Consider the following 16,077-nt stretch of genomic DNA (forward strand, 5'->3'; position numbering starts at 1 on the left):
AAGGCCTCGCGGCCATGGGACAGCGTAGCTTTAGTACAGGTGTGCCGAATCGGTACAAGTACCATCGCGACTGGCACGTTGCCTGCTCGGCATTCAGACAAAGGAAAGTTTTCTCATGAGCTTCGATCTCGTTCTGTTCGGCGGTACTGGCGACCTTGCGTGGCGCAAGCTGATGCCCGCGCTGTTCCAGGCCTTCAGGCACGGCAGCCTGCCGCAGGACGGGCGCATCGTCGGCGTGGCACGCGACGACCTGTCCGACGACCAGTACCGCGAGCTGATCCAGTCGCGCTTCAGCGCCGTCGAAGGCGCCAAGCGCCCCTCCCCCGAGGAGTTCAAGAAGTTCGCGTCCATGCTGCACTACCTGCGCATGGACCTGTCCAAGCCCGCCGACTACGCCAGCCTGGCCGACCTGCTCAAACAGCGCGACGCCAAGACGGTCGTGATGTACGTGGCCACGGCGCCCGCGCTCTTCACGCAGGTGGTCGAGCAGATCGCCGCCGCCGGGCTCAACGGCCCGCGCACCCGCGTCGTGCTCGAAAAGCCGCTGGGCCACGACCTGGCTTCCAACCGCGCCATCAACGCCGCGGTGGGCAAGGTGCTCGAGGAGAAGCAGGTCTTTCGCATCGACCACTACCTGGGCAAGCCCTCGGTGCAGAACCTGTTCGCGATGCGCTTCGGCAACGCGCTGTTCGAGCCCATCTGGCGCCGCGAGCACATCGCCAACATCCAGATCACCATGGCCGAGGACCTGGGCGTGGAAAAGCGCGGCGCCTTCTACGACCAGACCGGCGCGCTGCGCGACATGGTGCAGAACCACGCGCTGCAGCTGCTGTGCGCCGTGGCCATGGAGCCGCCCATCAACGCGCACGCCGACGCCATCCGCGACGAGAAGCTCAAGGTGCTGCGCGCCCTCAAGCCCTGGACGCCCGAGAGCCTGGGCCTGCACGCGGTGCGCGGCCAGTACACGGCCGGCACGGCCTACGGCGAGCGGGTGCAGGGCTACCGCGACGAGCCGGGCGTGAACCCCGACAGCCGCACCGAGACCTTCGTGGCGCTGCGCACCGAGATCGCCAACTGGCGCTGGGCCGGCGTGCCCTTCTACATCCGCACCGGCAAGCGGCTGGCCTCGCGCGACGCGCGCATCGAGGTCAACTTCCGCCCCACGCCGCACGCCATCTACCGCGCCCCCGCAGGCAACGTGAACAAGCTGGTGATCAACCTGCAGCCCAAGGACGGCCTGGAACTGCACATGCTCGCGCAGGCGCAGGACAACCGCCAGCGCGGCGGCAACGGCCACGCCAGCGCCGCCCAACTGGCGCCGGTGCAGCTCGACCTGGACTTCGACAAGCGCTTCGGCGCCGAGCGCGTGGGCGCCTACGAACGCCTGCTGCTGGACGTGATCGACGGGCGCCTCAACCTGTTCGTGCGCAGCGACGAGCAGGAAGAAGCCTGGCGCTGGGTCGAGCCGCTCATCGACTCCTGGGAGTCCGACGGCGGTCCGCGCCCCTATGCAGCCGGCACCTGGGGCCCCAGCGCGTCGAGCGCCATGATCGCCCGCGACGGCTTCGCCTGGGGCGAGGAGCAGTAACGCAGCAAGGCTGCGCGGCCTTCCTTCAGCCGAACTGAAGGCAGCGCATGCTGAGCGTGCCCGACTGGAAACCTTCGTAGACCGTCTTCGCACGCTCGCCCGGCGCCGCAGCGCCCAGGGCATACAGGAAGGGAAAGTAGTGGTCCGGCGTCGCCACGGCGGTCGACGCCCCTTCGAGTTTCTCGTAGCCGATCAGCGCGCGGTCGTCCCGGCCGGCCAGCGCGGCCTTCACCGCCTCGTCGAACGACTGCGCCCACGGGCGGCTGGCCTTGAGCCCATCGGGCGTGCCGCGGTCGGTGGCGCGCAGGTTGTGCACCACGTTGCCGCTGCCCATCACGAGCACCCCCTGGTCGCGCAAGGCCGCCAGGTCGCGCCCCACCGCATGGTGGAACGCCGCCGGCTTGTCGTAGTCGATGCTGAGCTGGAAAACCGGCACGTCGGCTTTCGGGTACAGGTGCTTCAACACGGTCCAGGTGCCGTGGTCCAGCCCCCACTGCTCGGTGGCGATCACCGGCGCCTGCTTGACGGCGCCGATCGTTTCGCGCGCCAGTGCGGGATGACCGGCCGCGGGGTATTCGATGTCGAACAGCGCCTGCGGAAAGCCGCCGAAGTCGTGGATCGTCTTGGGCCGTGTCTGCACCGTGACCCCGGTCGCGCCCTGGCTGAGCCAGTGCGCCGACACGCTGAGGATCGCCGTGGGGCGCGGCAGCTCGCGGCCCCAGGCGGCGAGGCGGCGCGTGAAGGCGTTGTCCGCCAGCGCGTTCATCGGCGATCCGTGGCCGATGAAGATGACGGGCATGCGGCGCGCAGGTTGAGCGCCGGCCGCGTGCGCGATCTCGGTCATCAACGCGAACGCGGCGGTTGCGCCCAGCGCCGAGCCCATGAGAAAGCCGCGGCGGCCGAGCAGGCGGGTCATCGGGGTGGAGGTCATCGTGTCAGGGGGTGTGGATTCGGGGCCAACCCAAGACTGTGCAACAAAGTGAGGGCTTGGAAAGTGCGTTTACGCACACCGCCCGGCGCACGCACCATGGTTCACGGCACGAATGCACGCAGGCGCTCGCCCAGCGGCGCCAGGAAATCGCGCAGCAAGGGCTCGCGCATCAGCCTGTCGAGGTAGCCCGGCGCCAGTCGCCCGTTCTCCGCATACACCGCCAGCACGCGCAGGCTTTCACCACGCAGCACGGTGGTCGCGTGGACGTCGCCCTGCCGCGCGCAGGCGCCCGCCATGTCGCGCAGCAGCGCCGTGGCATCGTCGGCATCGGGCGCCCATTGCTGGCCGTAGAGCCGGGCCAGCCGCTGCGCCTCGGCGGACGGTACGTCGGGGAAGACCAGGGGCAGCAGACGCTCTCGCACACGGGTCAGCGCCGTCACATCGGTTTCCGTGAGGCCCGTGGCGTGGCGGCGCGTCAGTCGGCTCAGACTCATGCCGAGGTTGGCGAGCCGCACACCGCCGCGCACCAGTTCCAGCAGCAGGCCGAGCCATGCGAACCGGCCGAGCGTGGCGTCGAAGCCGAGCCCGCGTTGCTGGATGCGCGGCAACGACAGCATCAGGCCGCCCATCAACAGCGGTTGTTCGTGCGGCAGATGCGCCAACAGCGCGGCCAGGATCTGGTCGTGCATCTCCGGCAGGCGCTGCATCGGCGGCGGCTCCGCTTCGCCATCGCGGGTGTACCAGGCACCGACCGCGCCGATCTCCGGCGACGCCCGCAGGAACGCGGACTGCACCTGCAGGCGCTCGGGCGCACAGCGCACAGTCGGCGACCACAGCGCCAGCGCGTCGCCGCGCGCCTGCATCAACCCCCATTGCGCGGCCGCTGCCCAGCCCATCGGGACGGGCGCCTGCAACAGCAGCAGTTCGGTCAGCCGAGGGTCGGCGGCCATGCGCGCGCGAACCACGTCGACGGTGGCATCGGTGGAGCCGTCGTCCACCACGATGATCTGGTGCGGTGCGAGGCTTTGCTCGGCGATCGATGTCAGGGCCTCCGCGACATCGGCTTCGCCGTCTCGCGTCACCATCAGGACGGACACCTGCGCGGCGGGCTCAGCCGTGCTCAGTGCCTGTTGGGCCACCCATCGCTGCCGGGCCCCCGCAAGGTAGCGCTGCATCGCACCCGCCAGCACCTCATGCTGCGGCGGCAAGGACTGCAGCGCCCGCGGCCCGGCGATTTCCAGCGCACGCCGCCGCGGCGCATCGGCCACCAGCGCGCGCACGCGGTCGACCAGCTCGTCCTTCGTACACCCTTCGACCGCGTCGCGCAGCACCTGCGGAATCTCGGAATGGGGATACAGCTCCGACACCACGGCCTTGCGATGCCGCAGCAGGATCGACAGGCGCGGCAACTCGACGGTGCTGGAGTGATCGGCCTTGCGCATGTTCAGCCCGACCTTGGCGCGCGGCAGCAAGGCGTCGCGCTGCGCCGGTGTCCAGGCGGTGCCGAAGGGATAGGCGACCCGCAGTCCGGCAGCAGTCAGCGCTTCCAGCACCTGCAGCCGCCGGGGCGTCGTCTCGCCGAAGAAGATGACGTCGATGTCCTGCTGCGCATCGTCCAGCACCGCGGACGCCGGCAGCAGCGGCGTGGCCAGCGGCTCGAAGCCCGGGCCCACGTAGTCGGCGCGGTAGATGCCCAGTGCCGGGTGGTGCACCATGTTCTCGAGGCTGTACTCCCACACGTGGGCGCGCTGCAGCAGCCGTTGGTAGCCGGGCATCTCCGCGAGCAACGCGGGCAGGGCCGGCTCGAAGTTGACGACGATCGCGTTCGGCGGCAGCTCGTCGTCCGAGGGCAGGCTCAGGCCCATCGCGAAAAAGAAGAGGTTGATGTCGTCGTTGTCGACACCCGGGCCCGGCGCGATGCTCGTGGTGTAGCCGAGGCGTTCGCTGGCGAGGCGAAAGCCCTCCATCACCTCCCGCACGTTCTCGTTACCGAGCGAGCAGAAGCGCAGGTGCGGCCGGTACGGAAAGTTGTCCGCCGGCCAGCCCTGCGGACTGCCGCCTTCACTCACAAACGGCCTTCCTCCACGGCATGGCAAGCCACCTGCACGCCCTTCAGACTCAACAGCGAAGGCCGCTCCGACGAGCAGCGCGCATTGGCATGCGGGCAGCGCGGATGAAAGGCGCAACCGGTCGGCGGGTTCAGCGGATTCGGCACTTCGCCCTGCACCGGCGTGCGCGCACGGCCGGTGTGCTTCATCTGCGGGATCGCGTCGAGCAGCATGCGGGTGTACGGATGCTGCGGCTCGGCGAAGAGCTTCTGCTTGTCCGCCACCTCGACCAGCCGGCCCAAGTACATCACGCCGACCTGGTCGGCCACGTGGCGCACCACCGCGAGGTTGTGCGAGATGAAGAGATACGTCAGGCCCTGCTCGCGCTGCAGGTCCTTCATGATGTTGAGCACCTGCGCCTGCACGCTCACGTCGAGCGCCGAGGTGGGCTCGTCGCACACGAGGAACTCGGGCTGCGTGGCGAGCGCGCGCGCGATGGAGATGCGCTGGCGCTGGCCGCCCGAGAACTGGTGCGGGTACTTGCTCATGTCCAGCGGCGAGAGGCCGACCGACTGCAGCAGCTCGCCCACGCGCTGGCGCAGCGCGTCCTTGTCGCTCAGGATGCCGTGCTCGCGCAGCGGCTCGCCGATGATGTCCTCGACGATCCAGCGCGGGTTGAGGCTCGCGTAGGGGTCCTGGAAGATCATCTGGATGCGGCGGCGCAGCTGACGGCCTTCGGGCGTCTTGAACGCGGCGTGCGCGTCCTGCCCGTCGAACTGCAGGCCGCCGCGCGTGGGCGCATACAGGCCGACCAGCAGTCGCGCGACCGTGCTCTTGCCGCAGCCCGATTCGCCGACCAGCGCGAGCGTCTTGCCGCGCTCGATGGAAAAGCTCACGCCGTCCACGGCATGCAGCAGCACGCGCGGCTTGCGTTCGAGCACGCGGTTGAGCCAGGGCGGCGAGACGTCGAAGGTGCGCGCGAGGTCGTGCGCGACCACGAGCGGCTCGCCGGTCTTTGCCGCTGCGGCGTCCTTGCGGGGTTCGATCACGGCGCTCATCGGGTCACCTCTGCCAGGGGTTCGGCCGCCTCGGGCGTGGCGCGCTCGCCGGCCGCCAGGGCGTCGTGGTGCTGCGCGGCGATCTCGGCCTGGCCCGCGTGCGGGTCGGCGGCATCGTGCAGCCAGCAGGAGGCGCGCGTGGCGCCCGCGTGCATCAGCTCGGGCCGTTCGGTCAGGCAACGTGCGAAGGTGCGCGGGCAGCGCGGGTTGTAGGCGCAACCGGTCGGGATGGCATTGAGCCGCGGCATGGCGCCGTCGATCTGGTTGAGCCGTTCGCGGTCGCTGGTCATGTCGGGGATCGACGCCATCAGGCCCGAGGTGTAGGGGTGCGCGGGCTGGTGGATCACCTCGTGCACCGGGCCGATCTCGGCGATGCGGCCCGCATACATCACGGCCACGCGGTCGCAGGTCTCGGCGATCACGCCCATGTCGTGCGTGATGAGCATCACCGCCGCGCCGCGTTCCTTGCAGACCTGCTTGAGCAGCTGGATGATCTGCGCCTGGATCGACACGTCGAGCGCGGTGGTCGGCTCGTCGGCCACGATGAGCTTGGGTTCGGCCGCGAGCGCCAGGGCGATCACGACGCGCTGGCGCATGCCACCCGAGAACTGGTGCGGGAAGTGGTCGATGCGCTGTTCGGCGGCGGGAATGCCGGTGTCCTGCAGCAGGCCGATGGCGCGCTTGCGCGCTTCCGATTCGGTCACGGGCAAGTGGGTGCGGATGGTCTCGATGAGCTGGCGGCCCACGGTGTACAGCGGGTTCAGCGAGGTCAGCGGATCTTGAAAGATCGCGCCGATCTTGCGGCCGCGGATGGGGCGCATCGCATCGAAACCGAGGTTGTCGATGCGCTGGCCCTCGAGCAGGATCTCGCCGCCGGCCACGCGGCCCGGCGGTTCGAGCAGGCCGATGATGGCCGCGCCGGTGAGCGACTTGCCCGCACCCGACTCACCCACCACGCCGAGGATTTCTCCGGGCGCGATGTCGAAGGAAATGCGGTCGAGCGCGCGCAGCGTGCCGCGGCGGTTCGGAAATTCGACGACGAGGTCTTTGACCTGGAGCAGCGTCATGAGGCGTTCTCCTTTTCTGTTCAGCGCAAGCGCGGATTGAGCGCGTCGCGCAGCCAGTCGCCGAGCAGGTTCACGCTGAGTGCGATCAGCACCAGCATCAGGCCCGGGAACACCGTGATCCACCATTCACCCGAGAACAGGTACTGGTTGCCGATGCTGATGAGCGTGCCCAGCGAAGGCGAGGTCGGCGGCACGCCGACGCCCAGGAACGAGAGCGTGGCCTCGGTGATGATCGCGGTCGCGACCTGGATGGTGGCCAGCACCATCACCGGCCCCATCACGTTGGGCAGCACGTGGCGCAGCATGATGCGCAGCGGCGCCACGCCGGTGACGCGCGCGGCCTGCACGTACTCCTTGTTGCGCTCCACCAGCGTGGAGCCGCGCACGGTGCGCGCGTACTGCACCCAGCCCGTGAGCGAGATCGAGATGATCAGCACGCCGAAGGCCAGCGATTCGTGCGCGCCCGGAAAGAGCGCGCGGCCGACGCCGGCGATGAGCAGCGCCACGAGGATCGGCGGGAACGACAGCATCACGTCGCACACGCGCATGAGGAAGGAGTCGAGCCAGCCGCCGAAGAAGCCGGCCAGCAGGCCGAGCACCACGCCGACCACGACCGACAGCACCACCGACACCACGCCGACGATCAGCGAGATGCGGGCGCCATAGATCACGGCCGAAAGAATGTCGCGGCCCTGGTCGTCGGTGCCGAGGATGTATTTGGTGGAGCCTTCGGCGCTCCACGCCGGCGGCAGGCGGGCGTCGCCGAGTTCGAGGGTGGCGAGGTCGAAGGGGTTGTGCGGCGACACCCATCCGGCGAACACCGAACAGAAGACGCACACCAGCGCAATGACGGCGGCGGCGATCGCCACCGGCGAGGTGCGGAAGCTGTAGCCGACATCGCTGTCGAGCCAGCGAGCAAGGGTTTTTTTCATCGCCGGGCCGCCCCAAGAGAAAAAGCGGCCCCCTCGGGGGGCAGCAGACCTTGCGCAGCAAGGGGAGCGTGGGGGTTAGTTGTCATCGTGAAGCAAAAAAGGAATGGGCCCGCAAGAAGCGGGCCCATGGTCGGGCCGCTCTGGCAGCGGCCCACGGTCGACTTACTTGATGCTCATCCACTTGAAGTACATGAAGTTGTCGGCCAGCTGCACCAGCTCGACCTTCTTGCTCACGCCCCAGGCCAGCGACTGCTGATGCAGCGGCAGGTGGCCGATGTCGTCGGTGTGGACCTTGAAGGCTTCCTTGATCATCTCGTTGCGCTTGGCCTTGTCCGACTCGGACTGGATCTTCTTGGTCAGCTCGTCCAGCTTCGGATTGCAGTAGGCGCCCAGGTTGAACTGGCCCGTGCCCTTGTCGTCGGGGCACGAGGTGAGCGAGCTCAGCGCGTTGTGCGAGTCGTAGGTGGTCGGGGTCCAGCCCAGCATGTAGAAGCTGGTGTCGCGACGCAGGATCTTCGGGAAGTAGGTGCCCTTGGTCTCGGCCACGAGGTTGATCTTGACGCCGATCTTGGCCAGGTTGGCGGCCACGCTCTGGCAGATCTGGCCGTCGTTGACGTAGCGGTCGTTCGGGCAGTTCATCGAGACTTCGAAGCCGTTGGGGTAGCCGGCTTCGGTCAGCAGCTTCTTGGCGGCATCGACGTCGAAAGGCAAGCGCTTGTCCTGGTCGGCGGTCCAGCCGTTGATGCCCGGGCCGACGAGCAGCGCGGTGGGCTTGGAGGCGCCGCGCATCACGGTGCGCTGGATGCCGGCGATGTCGATGGCCTGGTAGAAGGCCTGGCGCACGCGCTTGTCCTTGAACGGGTTCTTGCCCTTCACGTTCGAGTACTGCAGCTCGTCGCGCTTCTGGTCCATGCCCAGGAAGATGGTGCGCATCTCGGGGCCGGTGATGACGCGGGCGTTGGGCGCGGCGTTGATGCGCGCGATGTCCTGCACGGGCACGGGCTCCATCACGTCGACTTCGCCGGAGACCAGCGCGGCCACGCGGGTCGCGGGGTTGGCGATGGGCGTGAACACGATCTCCTGCGCGTTGCCGTCGATCTTGCCCCAGTAGGTGCCGTTGCGCGTGAACACGGTGCGCACGTTGGGCTGGCGCTCGCGCACGCGGAACGGGCCGGTGCCGTTGGCCTTGAACGAGGCTGTGTTCTCGATGCCCTTGCGGCGGTCGACGGGCTTGGTGGCCTGGTTTTCCTCGCACCACTTCTTGCTCATGATCATGGTGAGCGAGATCACGTCGGGCAGGATCGGGAACGGGCCGTTGGTTTCGATTTCGACGGCGAGGTCGCCGACCTTGCGCACGGCCTTGATCTCGCTGAGCGTGGCCTTCATGTCGGAGCCGTCGCCCTGCGCACGCGCGAAGCTGAACACGACGTCGTCGGCGCTGAACGGCGTGCCGTCATGGAACACCACGCCCTTGCGCAGTTCGAAGCGCCACACGTTCGGCGAGGTCTGCTTCCAGCTCGTGGCCAGCAGCGGTGCCAGGCTCAGGTCCTTGTTGCGGCCCACGAGAGTTTCATAGACGTTGGCGGTGACGCTCAGTTGCAGCGACTCGTTGAGCGAGTGCGGGTCGAGCGACAGGGCGTCGCCCTGGTTCGCGATGCGGATGGTCTGCGCGCTGGCGACCATGCTGACGGCGCTCAGAGCGCACAGGACAGCGACCGCAGCCGCTTGCTTCTTGAAACTCATGGGAACACTCCTCGGGTTGAAATCGAACACATCACGGCGCCGCGGTGGCGGCGGCTTTCCCTGGCTGCAGGCTGCGGGTAGCAGCCAGCGGCATGCCCTGCTCGATCAGGCCCGCATGCAGTGCGGCGCCCAGCGGCAGGATCTCGTCGTTGAAGTCGTAGCGGCTGTTGTGCAGGAAGGCGCCACTGCGGGCGTCCTGGCCGATGCGCAGATAGGCACCGGCCTTCTTCTGCAGCATGAAGGAAAAATCTTCGGCGCCCATGCTGGGCTCCAGGTTGCGATCGACGTTCTTCGCGCCGACCAGCGCCTGCGCCACATCGGCCGCGAACATCGCTTCGGGCGCGGTGTTGATCGTGGCCGGGTAGATGCGTTCGTACTTGATCGTCGCGGTCGCGCCAAAGCCGGTGGCAATGGCCGTGCACAGCTCGCTCAGTCGCTGCTCGACCTGCGCCTGCACGCGCGCGCTGAAGGTGCGCACGGTGCCGACCAGCGTGGCCTCGCCCGGGATCACGCTCATGGCGCCGAGGTCGCCGGCCTGCACGGCGCAGATGCTGACGACGGCCGCGTCGATGGGGCGCACGCTGCGCGACACGATGGTCTGCGCCGCGGTGATGATGTGCGCGGCCACCACGACGGGGTCGATGGTCTGGTAGGCATGCGCGCCGTGGCCGCCCTTGCCCTTGATCTCGATCGTCACGCGGTCGGCCGCAGCCATCATCGCGCCGCGGTTGATGCCGACGGTGCCGGCCGGCATCGCGGGCCAGTTGTGCATGGCGTAGACGGCGTTCACCGGGAAGCGGTCGAACAGGCCGTCTTCGATCATCACGCGCGCACCGGCAAGGCCTTCTTCGCCGGGCTGGAAGATCAGCACGGCGGTGCCGTCGAAGTCGCGCGTCTCGGCCAGGTAGCGCGCGGCGCCGACGAGCATGGCGGTGTGGCCGTCGTGGCCGCAGCCGTGCATCAGGCCGTCGTTGGCGGAGCGCCAGCCGAAGTCGTTGTCCTCGCGCATCGGCAGCGCATCCATGTCGGCGCGCAGGCCGATCATGCGGCCGCTGGCCGTCGACTTGCCGCGGATGACGCCGACCACGCCGGTCTTGCCGATGCCCTCGTGGATCTCGTCCACGCCGCAAGCCCGCAGTGCTTCGCGCACGCGGCCCGCCGTGTAGACCTCTTCGAAGCCGAGCTCGGGGTGGGCGTGCAGGTCGCGACGAAAGGCCGTGATCTCGGGGTAGAAGCTGGCGATGTGCGCGAAGGCCCGGCCGGAGGCCTGCAGGCGCGGCGTTGCGGCAGCGGTTGCGACACTCACCTCAATGGCCTCCCGCCTTGCCCACGCGCAGCCGGGGATCGACCACGAAGTACAACAGGTCGACCACGAGGTTGATCACCACGAAGATCAGTGCGATCAGGCACAGATAGGCGGCCATCACGGGGATGTCCGCGAAGGTCACGGCCTGGATGAAGAGCAGCCCCATGCCGGGCCACTGGAACACCGACTCCGTGATGATCGCGAAGGCGATCAGGCCACCGAGCTGCAGGCCGGTGATGGTCATGACCGGCACCAGCGTGTTCTTGAGCGCATGGCCGAAGTGGATCGCGCGGTTCGACAGGCCCCGTGCACGCGCGAACTTGATGTAGTCGGTGCGCAGCACCTCGAGCATCTCGGCGCGCACCAGCCGCATGATCAGCGTGAGCTGGAAGATCGCCAGCGTCACCGCCGGCAGGATGATGTGGTGCCAGCCGTCGGCCTTGAAGAGGCCGCTGGTCCACCAGCCAAACTGCACCGTATCGCCGCGCCCGAAGCTCGGGAACCAGCCCAGCGTCACGGCGAAGACGAGGATCAGCAGGATGCCGATGAGAAAGGTCGGCAGCGACACGCCGAGCAGCGACACGGTCATGAACACCTGGCTCATGAAGGTGCCACGGCGCAGGGCGGTGTACACGCCCATCGGAATGCCGACGAACAACGCCAGGGCCGCGGCCACGAGTGCGAGTTCGAGCGTGGCCGGGAAGCGCTCGCCGATCAGGCGCGACACCTTGGCACCCTGGCGCAGGCTCAGTCCGAATTCGCCTTGCGCGGCGTTGACGAGGAAGTGCCAGAACTGCACGAAGAAGGGTCGGTCGAGCCCCAATGCGGCGCGCATTTCACGGATCTGGTCGGGCTTGGCATCCTGCCCCAGCAGGAACACGACCGGGTCGCCGACATATTGAAAGAGGAGGAAGGCAATGAACGCAACCGCGATCATCACGATCACGGCCTGGATCAGGCGGCGCAGTACAAAGGCAGTCATTCAGCAACAAGAGTGATCGCGGCATGCTAGCAGTGCAAGCAGCGTGCCCGCACGGGGGTTCCCCGGGGGTGGAGGCGCAATTTTTACGAGTGAGAACAGGCGCGCGCCAAAAGAAAAAGCCACCCGGCTTGCGCCGGGTGGCTTTCAGTCTTTCGATTCGAAGCTGGCTTGCGCCAGCATCAAATTAGAAAGCGTGACGGATACCGAAGTCGTAGCCGGTCGAGGTCTTCGGGGTGAAGCCACCCGTGGTCACGAAAGCCGGGCCGCCGACGGTCAGAGCTGCACCGTTCTTGTTGCTCACGCGAGCAACGGTAGCGTACAGAGCCGTGCGCTTCGACAGGTTGTGCACGTAGCCGATAGCCAGCTTGTTGGCCTTCGGGTCAGCAACTGCGGGCTGGAACAGCACTGCGGGCTGGTTGTAGTCGTACTTGACGCTCGAGTACGAAGCGCGGATCAGGCCAGCACCGACCGGCACGGTCACGCCGAGCAGGTAACCGGTCAGGTCGATGTCAGGACGGCCACCGGCGAACGGGGTGACTTCGTAGTCAACCTTGTTCTTGGCGCGCGACAGTTCACCGAACAGCTTCACGGGACCGAAGTCGTACGAAGCGCCCAGGTTCAGCGTGTTGACCTTGGTGGTCGTGCCGACGTAGAACTGGTCACCAACGGTGCTGCTGCCGTAAGCCAGAGCAACGTCCAGGGGGCCGTTGGCGTAGCCGAAGCGGCCGCCGACGTAACGACCTTGACGCTGGCTGTTAGCCACATCAGGCGTTGCCAGGCCAGGGCTGTACTTGGTCTTCTCAGCGAAGCCGTACTGCACTTGACCGTAGAAACCACCCAGGTTCGGCGGCAGGAAGTAGCCGATGGTGTTGCTGGCGCGGACGTAGTTGCTGGAGCCAACGTTGGTGAACGGAGCGGTCGAAGCAGCGGGGGTACCGAATGCGCCGAACGAGCCATTGGCCGTCGAGATCAGGTTGGTGCCAACGCCGTTGGTGCCGAACGGATCGAACACGGTGTCGTTCCAGAACGTCGGGGTGTAGTCACGGCCCAGACGGATTTCACCGAAACCGCCCGACAGGCTCACGGTCGAACGACGTGCGAACGTGGCGATGCCTTCTTGGCCGTTGTCGTTGCTGATCGGAGCTTCGAGCCAGAAGCTGGCGGCCAGGCCACCACCGAGGTCTTCCGTACCACGGAAGCCCAGACGGCTGGAGTTGTAGCCCGAGTTAGCCAGTTCGCGACGGCTTGCCTTGACGCTGCCCTTGTTCAGGTAGAACGGGTTCAGGAAGGTGGCACCGTTCAGGTCACGCGAGGTGGACGAGTAGCCGCTGATCGACGCGTCGACCACACCAAACAGCGTGACGGACGACTGAGCCGAGGCAACACCGGCAACAGCCAGGGCAGCCAGAGCAACTAGAGATTTTTTCATTGCAAGTTTCTCCAAGGTTAAACATAGGGCTCCGGTGCGAAGGGCTCACCGTGACTGGCACTTTTGTGCTCCCACCGGACCCCGGGCCAACCTCCTTTTGGGAAGTTGATGCTATTGCACCAGAGCCGCTGCGGCAGGGCAAAACAAATCGCCCTAAATCTTGGAAGCCCCGTGTGTTTCGTTGCAGTCGTGCAACAAAGGACTTAGACGGGTGGTTTTGCCACGATATGAAACGAAATGTGCTGTCCTTGCATCGCCGGACAGGTGCGTTCAAATAGACCCATGACCGCCCTGCTCGACCCCGCCCTCACAGCCGCCGATGCGGCTTTGCGCACGCTTTTTGCCCGATCTCACGCCACCCGGGCGCTTCCGTCCGCGATCCAGCCGCAAGGTGAATTGAGCGAATCGGAGCGCCGCGAGGCCGGTGCGCTGATGCGCGTGAATCATGTCGGCGAAGTCTGTGCACAGGCGCTGTACACCGCCCAGGCCGCCGTGGCGCGGGACCCGGCGTTGCGCGCGCACTTCCTGGAAGCCGCGCATGAAGAAACCGATCACCTGGCCTGGACCCGGCAGCGGCTGGACGACCTGGGCGCCCGCCCGTCCCTCCTGAATCCGCTCTGGTATGCAGGCGCCTTCGGTCTTGGCCTGATTGCTGGACGCCTGGGCGATCCCCTGAGCCTCGGTTTTGTTGCCGAAACCGAACGGCAGGTGGAAGCGCACCTCGAAAGCCACCTGGACCGCCTGCCGTCGACCGATCACGCGTCCCGCGCCGTGGTCGAGCAAATGAAGATCGACGAAGCCCGCCACGCCACTCAGGCCGTCGACGCGGGCGCCGCGGAACTGCCGGCCCCGGCCAAGGCCCTGATGCGCCTGGCATCGCGGGTCATGACGACCGTCGCCCACCGAATCTAGGGCCTTCGGTCGCCATCCAACGGGGGTTTCAGGTCTCGATCAGATCGAAGCTGGTCGTGATTTCCGCCGTCTTCGCCAACATGATGCTGGCGGAGCAGTAGGTTTCGTGGCTGAGGGCGATCGCCCGCTCCACGGCGGCGGCCGGAATGCCCTTGCCCGCCACGGTGAAGTGCATGTGGATCTTCGTGAAGACCTTGGGATCCTTCTCGGCGCGCTCGCTGGTCAGTTTGACGCTGCAGCGCTCGACGCGATGGCGCCCCCTCTTCAAGATGAGCACCACGTCGTAGGCGGTGCAACCGCCCGTGCCCGCGAGCACGGTTTCCATCGGCCGTGCCGCCAGGTTCTGGCCGCCGTTCTCGGGCTTGGCCGCGTCCGGGGCGCCGTCCATCATCAGGACATGGCCGCTGCCGGTCTCGGCCACGAAGCCCATGGCCGATCGAGTGCCTGCGTCACCGGTCCAACTTACTGTGCATTCCATGGTGTTCAGCTCCAATTGGGATGAATTCGTGCGGAAAAATGCGCACCAAACATCAACTTGTGTGTGGGAAAAGCATCGCCTGCTTGTTGCATCGCAACAAAGGGTGGGTATACTCTATTTCATTGCTGCGCACTTCATGGTGCGCACCCAGTTGTCTCCTCCACCCTTCCAATTGGTGGATTTAGCCCCGAGTCGCAAGACTCGGGGCTTTTTTCTTTGTGCGCCCCGATGGCCGCGCCACTCTAGCTGCCCACTGCGAAAGGGCAGCTGCTCTGGCTGCCCTGGCTGTTGCCGGTGTTGCCTCGGCTCAGTCGTCCGTCACGCTGTTTGGTGTGGTCGACGCGTCGATCAGCGGCTACTCGTCCACCTCGCGTGACCTGGGCAATGGCGTCGCGTACGACAGGCTCGGCTTCCCCATCTACAACCCGTTCTACCTGAACCGCGGCAGCATCAAGGCGAGCCGCCGTGAACTGGCCCACTCGGGCTACAACTCCAGCCGCCTGGGCTTCCGTGGCACGGAAGACCTCGGTGGTGGCTTGGCCGCCAGCTTCTGGCTCGAAGCCCCGATCAGCAACGACGATGGCCAGACGGGCGTCTCGACATTCACGCGCCGTTCGACCGTGAGCCTGTCGGGCGGGTTCGGTGAAGTCCGCCTCGGCCGCGACTACACCCCGACGTTCTGGAACGACACCGTGTTCGACCCGTTCGGCACCAATGGCGTGGGCACCAACCTGGTCTCGACGGCCAACGGCTCGTTCGGCGGTTTCACCGGCTATGCCGACGGCAAGAAGCTCCCCGACGCCCTCAAGAACGTTCCGCAGCTCCCCGATGCCGGTGGAAGCAACTACGTTCGCGCCGGCAACAGCATCGGCTACTTCCTGCCGCCGAACCTGGGTGGTTTCTACGGCCAAGTGATGTACGGCTTCCACGAGAAGACCAAGTACAGCCCGGGCACCGCAACGCCGCCCCTCGCCGAAAACGCCTCGCGCACCGGTCGCTATGTCGGCGGTCGCTTCGGCTACGCCAACGGTCCGCTGGATGTTGCGCTGGCTTACGGCAGCAGCACCGTGGGTGACCAGTTCTATGTCGGCACGACCACCAAGGTCAACACACTGAACCTGGGCGCTTCGTACGACTTCGGCCCCGTGAAGCTGTTCGGTGAACTGTCGCGCGCCAAGAACAAGGTTGACTACGAAGTCGAACCGTACCTCGGCGGCCGTCCGGACATCGATCTGACCGGCTACCTGCTCGGCGTGACCGTGCCGGTCGGTGCTGGACTGATCCGCGCTTCGTACTCGAGCGTCAAGTACGACGAGAACCTGGTTGCCCGCAACCCGTGGGAAGTGCTGCCCGCAGACAAGAAGGCCAACAAGCTGGCCATCGGCTACGTGCACAACCTGTCGAAGCGCACGGCCCTGTACGCCACCGTTGCTCGCGTGAGCAACAAGAACGGCGCATCGCTGACCGTCGGCGGCCCGGGCTTCCAAGGCACCGGCAACGGCTTCACGCCGAAGACCTCGACGGGCTACGACTTCGGCATCCGTCACGCCTTCTGATCGTTCGCTGTTGATTCACATGCTGGCCCACGCCAGTTTGAATCTGC

13 protein-coding genes are annotated in these 16,077 nt (G+C 66.8%); 3 read left to right on the top strand and 10 right to left on the bottom strand.

Annotated elements, in window-relative coordinates; translation table 11 throughout:
* The first annotated feature begins 115 nt into the window (after positions 1 to 115).
* Positions 116 to 1,588 carry a glucose-6-phosphate dehydrogenase gene (gene zwf, locus VHAB30_RS20635; protein ID WP_062472648.1) on the top strand — a complete coding sequence of 491 codons (1,473 nt, stop codon included), beginning with the start codon at positions 116 to 118 and terminating at the stop codon, positions 1,586 to 1,588.
* A 25-nt stretch (positions 1,589 to 1,613) separates the two neighbouring features.
* Here the strand turns inward: zwf and ygiD are convergent, their stop codons facing one another.
* The 9 genes from ygiD to VHAB30_RS20680 form a co-directional block, all read right to left on the bottom strand.
* A complete protein-coding gene (ygiD, locus tag VHAB30_RS20640; protein WP_159278459.1) occupies positions 1,614 to 2,519 on the bottom strand; it encodes a 4,5-DOPA-extradiol-dioxygenase in 906 nt (301 codons plus the stop codon).
* Between the two features lie 101 nt (positions 2,520 to 2,620).
* Complete coding sequence (locus VHAB30_RS20645; protein ID WP_159278460.1) at positions 2,621 to 4,588, bottom strand: glycosyltransferase family 2 protein; 1,968 nt, start codon at positions 4,586 to 4,588, stop codon at positions 2,621 to 2,623.
* Positions 4,585 to 5,625 (bottom strand): ABC transporter ATP-binding protein, encoded by a 1,041-nt coding sequence (locus VHAB30_RS20650; protein ID WP_159278461.1) that lies wholly within the window; start codon positions 5,623 to 5,625, stop codon positions 4,585 to 4,587. Before VHAB30_RS20650 ends, VHAB30_RS20645 begins: the two co-directional genes overlap by 4 nt.
* Entirely contained in the window at positions 5,622 to 6,692 is a 1,071-nt protein-coding gene (locus tag VHAB30_RS20655) for an ABC transporter ATP-binding protein (protein WP_062472640.1), read from the bottom strand. Before VHAB30_RS20655 ends, VHAB30_RS20650 begins: the two co-directional genes overlap by 4 nt.
* A gap of 20 nt (positions 6,693 to 6,712) precedes the next feature.
* Positions 6,713 to 7,624 carry an ABC transporter permease gene (locus VHAB30_RS20660; RefSeq protein WP_095948286.1) on the bottom strand — a complete coding sequence of 304 codons (912 nt, stop codon included), beginning with the start codon at positions 7,622 to 7,624 and terminating at the stop codon, positions 6,713 to 6,715.
* Positions 7,625 to 7,786: 162 nt separating this feature from the next.
* On the bottom strand, positions 7,787 to 9,367 hold the full coding sequence (locus tag VHAB30_RS20665) for an ABC transporter substrate-binding protein (protein WP_062472636.1): 1,581 nt from the start codon (positions 9,365 to 9,367) through the stop codon (positions 7,787 to 7,789).
* Between the two features lie 31 nt (positions 9,368 to 9,398).
* The gene (locus VHAB30_RS20670; protein ID WP_070060001.1) at positions 9,399 to 10,673 is read right to left on the bottom strand and encodes a M20 aminoacylase family protein; all 1,275 of its coding nucleotides are present in this window, start codon (positions 10,671 to 10,673) and stop codon (positions 9,399 to 9,401) included.
* A 1-nt stretch (position 10,674) separates the two neighbouring features.
* Positions 10,675 to 11,655, bottom strand: a complete 981-nt coding sequence (locus VHAB30_RS20675; protein ID WP_056573001.1) for an ABC transporter permease — start codon at positions 11,653 to 11,655, stop codon at positions 10,675 to 10,677.
* 184 nt (positions 11,656 to 11,839) lie between these two features.
* Positions 11,840 to 13,084, bottom strand: a complete 1,245-nt coding sequence (locus tag VHAB30_RS20680; protein WP_159278462.1) for a porin — start codon at positions 13,082 to 13,084, stop codon at positions 11,840 to 11,842.
* Between the two features lie 282 nt (positions 13,085 to 13,366).
* On the opposite strand from VHAB30_RS20680, the gene coq7 reads away from it, so the two are divergent.
* The gene (coq7, locus tag VHAB30_RS20685; RefSeq protein ID WP_095743715.1) at positions 13,367 to 13,996 is read left to right on the top strand and encodes a 2-polyprenyl-3-methyl-6-methoxy-1,4-benzoquinone monooxygenase; all 630 of its coding nucleotides are present in this window, start codon (positions 13,367 to 13,369) and stop codon (positions 13,994 to 13,996) included.
* 28 nt (positions 13,997 to 14,024) lie between these two features.
* Here coq7 and VHAB30_RS20690 read toward each other — a convergent pair whose 3' ends face one another.
* A complete protein-coding gene (locus VHAB30_RS20690; RefSeq protein WP_012746235.1) occupies positions 14,025 to 14,474 on the bottom strand; it encodes an OsmC family protein in 450 nt (149 codons plus the stop codon).
* 272 nt (positions 14,475 to 14,746) lie between these two features.
* On the opposite strand from VHAB30_RS20690, the gene VHAB30_RS20695 reads away from it, so the two are divergent.
* On the top strand, positions 14,747 to 16,030 hold the full coding sequence (locus VHAB30_RS20695) for a porin (RefSeq protein WP_174250270.1): 1,284 nt from the start codon (positions 14,747 to 14,749) through the stop codon (positions 16,028 to 16,030).
* Positions 16,031 to 16,077 lie beyond the last annotated feature (47 nt).

Origin of the sequence: Variovorax boronicumulans (genome assembly GCF_009811375.1) — a bacterium.
GTDB classification, from domain to species: Bacteria; Pseudomonadota; Gammaproteobacteria; order Burkholderiales; family Burkholderiaceae_C; genus Variovorax; species Variovorax boronicumulans.

What these genes read in the sequence shown, in the direction of transcription:
- zwf (WP_062472648.1), top strand. Translation starts at nt 116, where the DNA reads ATGAGCTTCGATCTCGTTCTGTTCGGCGGTACTGGCGACCTTGCGTGG.
- ygiD (WP_159278459.1), bottom strand. Translation starts at nt 2,519, where the DNA reads ATGACCTCCACCCCGATGACCCGCCTGCTCGGCCGCCGCGGCTTTCTC.
- VHAB30_RS20650 (WP_159278461.1), bottom strand. Translation starts at nt 5,625, where the DNA reads ATGAGCGCCGTGATCGAACCCCGCAAGGACGCCGCAGCGGCAAAGACC.
- VHAB30_RS20655 (WP_062472640.1), bottom strand. Translation starts at nt 6,692, where the DNA reads ATGACGCTGCTCCAGGTCAAAGACCTCGTCGTCGAATTTCCGAACCGC.
- VHAB30_RS20660 (WP_095948286.1), bottom strand. Translation starts at nt 7,624, where the DNA reads ATGAAAAAAACCCTTGCTCGCTGGCTCGACAGCGATGTCGGCTACAGC.
- VHAB30_RS20665 (WP_062472636.1), bottom strand. Translation starts at nt 9,367, where the DNA reads ATGAGTTTCAAGAAGCAAGCGGCTGCGGTCGCTGTCCTGTGCGCTCTG.
- VHAB30_RS20675 (WP_056573001.1), bottom strand. Translation starts at nt 11,655, where the DNA reads ATGACTGCCTTTGTACTGCGCCGCCTGATCCAGGCCGTGATCGTGATG.
- VHAB30_RS20680 (WP_159278462.1), bottom strand. Translation starts at nt 13,084, where the DNA reads ATGAAAAAATCTCTAGTTGCTCTGGCTGCCCTGGCTGTTGCCGGTGTT.
- coq7 (WP_095743715.1), top strand. Translation starts at nt 13,367, where the DNA reads ATGACCGCCCTGCTCGACCCCGCCCTCACAGCCGCCGATGCGGCTTTG.
- VHAB30_RS20690 (WP_012746235.1), bottom strand. Translation starts at nt 14,474, where the DNA reads ATGGAATGCACAGTAAGTTGGACCGGTGACGCAGGCACTCGATCGGCC.